8 protein-coding genes are annotated in these 6,141 nt (G+C 35.0%); 2 read left to right on the top strand and 6 right to left on the bottom strand.

Features of this window, described 5'->3' with window-relative positions:
- Window positions 1-39: 39 nt before the first annotated feature.
- A complete protein-coding gene (locus EA412_00810; protein ID TVR83574.1) occupies window positions 40-414 on the bottom strand; it encodes a hypothetical protein in 375 nt (124 codons plus the stop codon).
- A 436-nt stretch (window positions 415-850) separates the two neighbouring features.
- Window positions 851-1,450: a hypothetical protein gene (locus EA412_00805; protein ID TVR83573.1), complete on the bottom strand. Its 600-nt coding sequence runs from the start codon at window positions 1,448-1,450 to the stop codon at window positions 851-853.
- 21 nt (window positions 1,451-1,471) lie between these two features.
- On the opposite strand from EA412_00805, the gene EA412_00800 reads away from it, so the two are divergent.
- On the top strand, window positions 1,472-1,696 hold the full coding sequence (locus tag EA412_00800) for a hypothetical protein (protein TVR83572.1): 225 nt from the start codon (window positions 1,472-1,474) through the stop codon (window positions 1,694-1,696).
- Between the two features lie 12 nt (window positions 1,697-1,708).
- On the opposite strand, the gene EA412_00795 is transcribed toward EA412_00800, so the two are convergent.
- The 4 genes from EA412_00795 to EA412_00780 form a co-directional block, all read right to left on the bottom strand.
- Window positions 1,709-2,791 (bottom strand): hypothetical protein, encoded by a 1,083-nt coding sequence (locus tag EA412_00795; GenBank protein TVR83571.1) that lies wholly within the window; start codon window positions 2,789-2,791, stop codon window positions 1,709-1,711.
- A 3-nt stretch (window positions 2,792-2,794) separates the two neighbouring features.
- The gene (locus EA412_00790; protein TVR83570.1) at window positions 2,795-3,928 is read right to left on the bottom strand and encodes a hypothetical protein; all 1,134 of its coding nucleotides are present in this window, start codon (window positions 3,926-3,928) and stop codon (window positions 2,795-2,797) included.
- Between the two features lie 218 nt (window positions 3,929-4,146).
- Entirely contained in the window at window positions 4,147-4,335 is a 189-nt protein-coding gene (locus EA412_00785) for a hypothetical protein (protein ID TVR83569.1), read from the bottom strand.
- 91 nt (window positions 4,336-4,426) lie between these two features.
- The gene (locus EA412_00780) at window positions 4,427-5,740 is read right to left on the bottom strand and encodes a 6-bladed beta-propeller (GenBank protein ID TVR83568.1); all 1,314 of its coding nucleotides are present in this window, start codon (window positions 5,738-5,740) and stop codon (window positions 4,427-4,429) included.
- Window positions 5,741-5,896: 156 nt separating this feature from the next.
- On the opposite strand from EA412_00780, the gene EA412_00775 reads away from it, so the two are divergent.
- The coding region (locus tag EA412_00775) for a hypothetical protein (GenBank protein ID TVR83567.1) at window positions 5,897-6,141 on the top strand (245 nt) is incomplete at its 3' end.

The following is a 6,141-nucleotide window of genomic DNA, read 5'->3' as shown; positions in this document are numbered from 1 at the left end:
TCGGTCACTAAAAAAGTCAGGAACTAACTAAAAGGAGAATTATTGACAGGTGCAGCCCAAAGGACCACAAAAAGGGACATAACTACCATAACAACATGCAGTACAACTCCAATCAATGACACCATCCCTTCCGTATTGTGTAAAAATACAGCTTTGGCCTCCAGGGCAATCTTCAATTTCATCAATAATTTCACCTTCCTGCGCCCCTGCCAACATCTCCACCCCCGCCAGGATAATATCACCAGCGGCTTCCTGTTGTGCCAGGTTAATATTAAAAACTGTAATGGCAGCAAATAATACGGTTGCAAAGGCTAAAAAAAGTTTATTTTTCATAATCATTTTTTTTAAATGTGATTTATTAAAGGGGGTTAATGGGTTAAAGTGCATCTTATCCCCTGCTATCCATATCAACATTTCCTACCTGGTAAAAAACATTGCCTGCTGCCCATGCACCCGGGCATGCTTTACTTACTTTTTCTTATCTTTGCCGTTGCACCTCCGTTAATGCGCCATGATTTGTATATTTTGGTTGCATTGAACCTTCGGAAATAACAATTTACTAACGTATTTAAAACCTTTCACCGAAAGTTTCCTTTTAAGGAAGAGGCCGGGGTGGGAAATGCTTTTTGACGAGCTTGGTTTCCCGCCCCCTTTTTCTTCCATTACATTATAAATTTCAGGTATACGTTTTGGTTTGTGTTTTTGCTGAAAAGGCTTTTATTGCCTGGTTTCAGGTTAAATATACCTAAACTGTTTCACTAAATTTTTTCGTTAATAATTGTTAATGAATGTCAAATATAAACATATTTTTTTAGGGGGGGGGCAGTAAAATCGTAACCCTGATGTTAATTTATAACGGTTCTAAATAAAATGTGTGCGTTCCGGGGTTTTTTATCGATGAATTGAAATTGGGGGTTTCATTATATTCGTCTGACGACTTTGAATCGTATGACGAGTGGGAGTTACTTAAGGGTGCAAGCCAGGAATCAAACAAAGTTCTTTCCTTCAACAACTCAAGTGGCAAAACACCAAGGATAAAGCCGGCAGGATCGATGAACAGCAGTTCGGCATCGTATACCGGCTGGTGGTATTCATAAAGTTTACCGGAGAGCCAGGTTACCCTTTCACTTTCGGCTAAACCATTGTGCTGTATTACCGGTTGCAGAAAATGCCGGTTTGAGTTGTGCGAGGCAATCTGAAAATGATTATTACCTGCCGCAGCATTAATCAGCCCTTCAATTACAGGCATATTGCACGGTGAGCATGCGTGGGCTTTTAAGTAGAGAATAGACATTAACCCGGCTTTGCCGGCACCAGAGGAAGTATAGTTACTCGTCTGACGACTCAAAGTCGTCTGACGAGTAGGAACAGGAGCTTTGCCTATGTTTAGCTCCAGGGCTTCCTTTAGGATTTCGAGTTGATATTTTCTGATTCCTACCTCCCTTTCCAATTCCTTTACCTGGCTTTCTGATTGAAACAGTTTTTCGTTGGCTTTCTTTACAGAAAAGCTGAGCCAGATGGAGAGGGCGATGAAGAGGATGGCCAATATGCTTTTTATGTCTGGTTTCATGGGGGTTTTTATTGGAAAAATTTGGGTAAAATCCTTGACATGGTTTACAATGCTTTTTTTGGCTCTTTTTTTAACTTACCACAGATGTTTAAATTAACCTTGATTAGGCAAAGGAATAATCTTTAGATTATGAAAATTTCAATTGTTAAGAAAAATGTTTTTTAATATTGTATCTATCCTTAAATACAAGTCTTTATATCGATCTACTGTAGATATGCCATGATGAATCACATCCCTGTATGGTTTACCATTATGATATTCAAATTCTTTTGACAACCTATGCATATCAGGAAGTTTTGTGGCACATGTTCCTTTAATTCTGTCTAATATCTCTTTATAATCTGACCATTCTTTGCCATTGTAGTTTACTACAGGATATTGCGAATAAGCAATTAAGTCAGATGATTCATGGTTACCTAACACTATTTCTCTGAAATCATTGTTTAACATAATTATACCGGCTAACAACATTACTTCTTCTTTTTTAAATCCACCTGTAATCTGTCGCAATAGAGTTTTCCCTTCGGGTGTTTCTGTGAAATAAACCCTTAGCCACCCTTCAACAATACCATTATGTAGCCTACTATACCAGACTGTAGATGTTAAATGAATAGAGTCAATAATATTAGTTTTTTTATTAAAAAAGACTGATCCTTCAAAAAAACCTGTTCTTCTGCGTTTGCTTATAAACTTAATTTCATTTGTCGTTTCAGACAAAACAAGCGCATCCCAGTTAAAGGATCTGCAGTTCTCCGGATTCAAAGGGCCGATAGTCTCAATCCTTCTAAAGGCATTTAGTAGCACAACTACTGTTGGCTCAATATCGGTACTTTTGTCAAATGCCGGGTGTTCTGCCCTTCTGTTTTCATCCGATATCTCAACATATTTTTCCCACTTTTCTGATCTGCGACTTTTTCTCATGTTTTCTGGTAAAAAAACAAGTGAGTTAAGAGCAATTCTGTAATCAGGTCCTAAAGAAACCAGTATACCTTTTGCATCGGTATATGCTGCAAACTCATTATTGATTTCAAAAAAATCAAAATAATAGGCATTACCAGCATAAGGTGTTGTCAACGAAGTTTTGTTGTAGTTTTCAATAACCAACATTGAAAACAATCTGTCTGTCACTCTTTCCTGGGCGCAAATGGAGATGTTACTCCAAATTACAATTAAAAAAAAGGAAATAACGTAATTTCTGAATCTACCTGGTATAAAATCCATGTTTTAAAGTTTAAATCTGAAAATAGTTATTGATTTATTGTCTAAGTCAATAACAGGATTGCCGAAAAAATAAGGATCAATATAGCCCATTACTTTAAATCCTTTAGGCACATCAAGGTCTGCAATTAAAACCCTGTCTTTGTAAATCTGCAAACCGTCAAAATCTGAATGCTTACCTTTAGTATAGCTTCTAAAAAGTAAATCTTTCTGGGGAACAAATTCTATTGCTGTGTAATAGCCTTTGGAGCCTAAATCACTTGCAAATATCTCTCTGAAGTGATAATAATCGTCTCCTGAAAACTGAGTGTAGTCAGTATTCATATCTTTTCCGGCCCTCCCAAATGCTTCAATTGGCATAAAATCCATGTCACATAAATAAATGAGAGAATCCGGAGGGAAGCTCAAGAAGGTTCTTTGATTATAGCCGTCCACCCAGTGATAAAATCGACTCAAGTGCCCAATGAACTCATAATTTTCATAAACCGGTGAGCGAACACCAAGATATTCATCCACTTTTCCTGTTAAATAATTAATACGTGCAATTAAACGTCCTTTACGATAATAATCCCGGAAATTTATCATATTGAAACCAGGATGCTCGGAATACATTTCAAGGTATATGTAATTTTCGTGAATTTGTGCACGTATATTGCCAGCATCCAACGCAAGATCATAAACCCCAGGCATATCGGGTTGCGGGTTCTGCTCCCTTTCAACTTGAGTGTGCTGAAGTCCCCAGTCTAACCTAATAACATTTTGGAATTCCCAACTCTCATTAAACAAATGTAAATCCCATGATGGCCCTAAAATAAGATAGTTATGATCTTTGGTTTTAAAAATTTCTTCAATTACACCACCGAAATATTCCTGTGGCCCCCTTCCTTGCCCCAATCGAAAACCTGATGTTAAACCTTGAAAATCCATAGGAAATAAACGGCTTAAAGGCACATCTACAAAGTATAAGCTATCTCCCATTACCCGTAAATAACCTATATAAGATGAATTAAGGTTTTCAATAGTTATTTTTTGCAGATCAATATTTTCATATAAAATGTGTTTACCTCCGGTAGAAATAATATCAGAATAGTAGTTTTCGGTATCAATCTCCTTTTGTGGAGATCTACATTGAAAAACCACTAAAAATAGGAAAAGCGTGAAAGTGCTCAATATTAATAGATTTCTCATTGAAATAGGGGATTAAATAAAGTTTATCATATAATTATTTAGCCTAGCAGTTAAAATCTCCAAGATCACAAAATTCGTCCTGGTCCCAACAAATATTGCCGTTCCATCTTGCTTTACATGTTTCAAAAAAAATCCACTTGCTACAGTGGTCAATATACATAACGTTTTTATCAAGCAGTCATGAAACCCATTGCACTCTCTGGTTCCTTGCTCGGTAAAAAAGGCGGTGTTGAAAAGCTGATGATATAATCCATGTCAAAACACCAATCTTCAAGTCTTTTATTTGAACTATAAGCCATTCCAGGTTGTTCAAATTCAGAAAAATCAAAAATCTCTCTTTTATTCTCACAAGCAATCATTAATAAAATAAGTACAGTTAAATAAATTATAGTTTTTGTCTTTATATTTATTTTGAAAAAGTAAAAAGATATCAAGCTATACTCCAAATAATTAATTTTTGTTAATTGGAATTTTGACTATCAGTGGGTTTAAATTATTATCTGACATTGAACTATTTAGCTTCATGTCAGGCCTTGCATTTAAAAAAGTTTTTAATTCAATTTGACTGCTAATAAAATGCAGATTGTTTTCTGAATCAATATAAACTGGCTTAAGTTGACTGAAAAAATCATACTCAATTAAATTATTTGCATTACTATAAACCCTTGTGTATATTGAATCTTCAAGGTCAATATAGAAATGTGAGACCTGATTAAATCCGGATTTTTGTTCTATTGTAACAACATAATACTTACTTCCAGCAGCAATAAGCGAGGCGGTACTACAAAATCCATTATTTTGAATTTTTTCAAAAAACTCAAAAGGATCTTTAACTTCTTCAAGCATCTTTTGGGTAATTTCACAATGACCAAAATTTATTTTAAAGATTTCATGAATCCCAGAATAGCTATATTTGTATATTGTTGGGAAATAAACTTCTCTGAAGTAGCCATAGTCTCCCATGGCTGTAAAATTCATTTCAATCATATCAAATGCCTGCGTTTGAAGAGGAAGAAAAGAATTCAGAATTTTTAGAGTGTCTGCCATATGTAGCCTTTTAAAGCTTGGCGAATTGGAATAGCCAGTGTAATAAAAATATAAATTACTGTCAAGTTGATCAAAGCTGGTAATAATAAATGGCGTTGAGAATTCTCTGAGAAAATTACCATCGTAATCAAATATCATTATCGCTGTTCCATTGTTATGAAGTATGCTTAATGTACGGTTATTATCATCGACGGTAAAAAAACCTGTATTTACGTATTCTGAAGGTCCCAGCCCTGAGCGGCCAATCTTATTAATAAGTTGTCCTGAGTCATTGAAACGATATAACTGTTCGTATACTTTATCAAGCAGGAAAATATAGTTTTCAGTATACTTTACTTGTAAGTTTTCAGACAAAAATAAAGTATCATCTGCTTTAAAGTGAGTAATTGAGATGTTTGCCATGTCCAAAAAAGTCTCAAAATGTTCTGTGTTTTTAGTATGGTAATTGACAATAAAGGTTTTATAATCCGACGACACTCGTTGTCTGTCCTGACAGCCAGGGAATAGTATGCCTATTAAAAGACTTGCGATAGCTAAATTACCTAGTCTTTTTTTGATTCTGAAAATGAAAAGAGCTTTATGCATTAAATATTGATTTACTTTATTATTTTTCATTTTAAGTCTTATTAAGTTAAATTTAAATCCTTCTCTGTTTTTTAAAGAAGAAGCTTGCCGATTCATCGGCAAACTTCTCCAAACATATAAATTCACTAACATATAGGACAATCCAGATCATATCTTGTGCATAAATGTGCTTTTTGAGTATACGTGCAACAAATCTTTATAGTCCAACCGCCACAGTAAGACTGAGATTGATATAAATTACCTGGATTAGTACCAGTTTGTTGCAGATTATTCCCACTCACAGTTACATTGCTGGTTACTGCAAAAATTCCAACTATGGCAAAGGCGAGTATCAGAAAGTTTTTAGCTAAAAATGATTTTACGTTTTTCATAATTTTAAATTTTTATCGTTTTCAAAAACCCCTGGCAATACTGTTTTTTATCCTTGAGCCAAGGCAGGGATATAACCGTATGGCTCTAAGATATAATACCAATTACTTTTCTTACCTTTGCATCACCTCCTTTCTTTTAAGGAAGAGGCCGGGGTGGGAAAT

The sequence above is a fragment of the Chitinophagaceae bacterium genome, assembly GCA_007695095.1.
Classification (GTDB): Bacteria; Bacteroidota; Bacteroidia; order Chitinophagales; family REEL01; genus REEL01.
Note: the sequence above shows the minus strand (reverse complement) of the source record. Positions and strands in the feature narration are given on the sequence as shown.

What these genes read in the sequence shown, in the direction of transcription:
- EA412_00780 (TVR83568.1), bottom strand. Translation starts at nt 5,740, where the DNA reads ATGTTAGTGAATTTATATGTTTGGAGAAGTTTGCCGATGAATCGGCAA.
- EA412_00785 (TVR83569.1), bottom strand. Translation starts at nt 4,335, where the DNA reads ATGATTGCTTGTGAGAATAAAAGAGAGATTTTTGATTTTTCTGAATTT.
- EA412_00810 (TVR83574.1), bottom strand. Translation starts at nt 414, where the DNA reads ATGTTGATATGGATAGCAGGGGATAAGATGCACTTTAACCCATTAACC.
- EA412_00795 (TVR83571.1), bottom strand. Translation starts at nt 2,791, where the DNA reads ATGGATTTTATACCAGGTAGATTCAGAAATTACGTTATTTCCTTTTTT.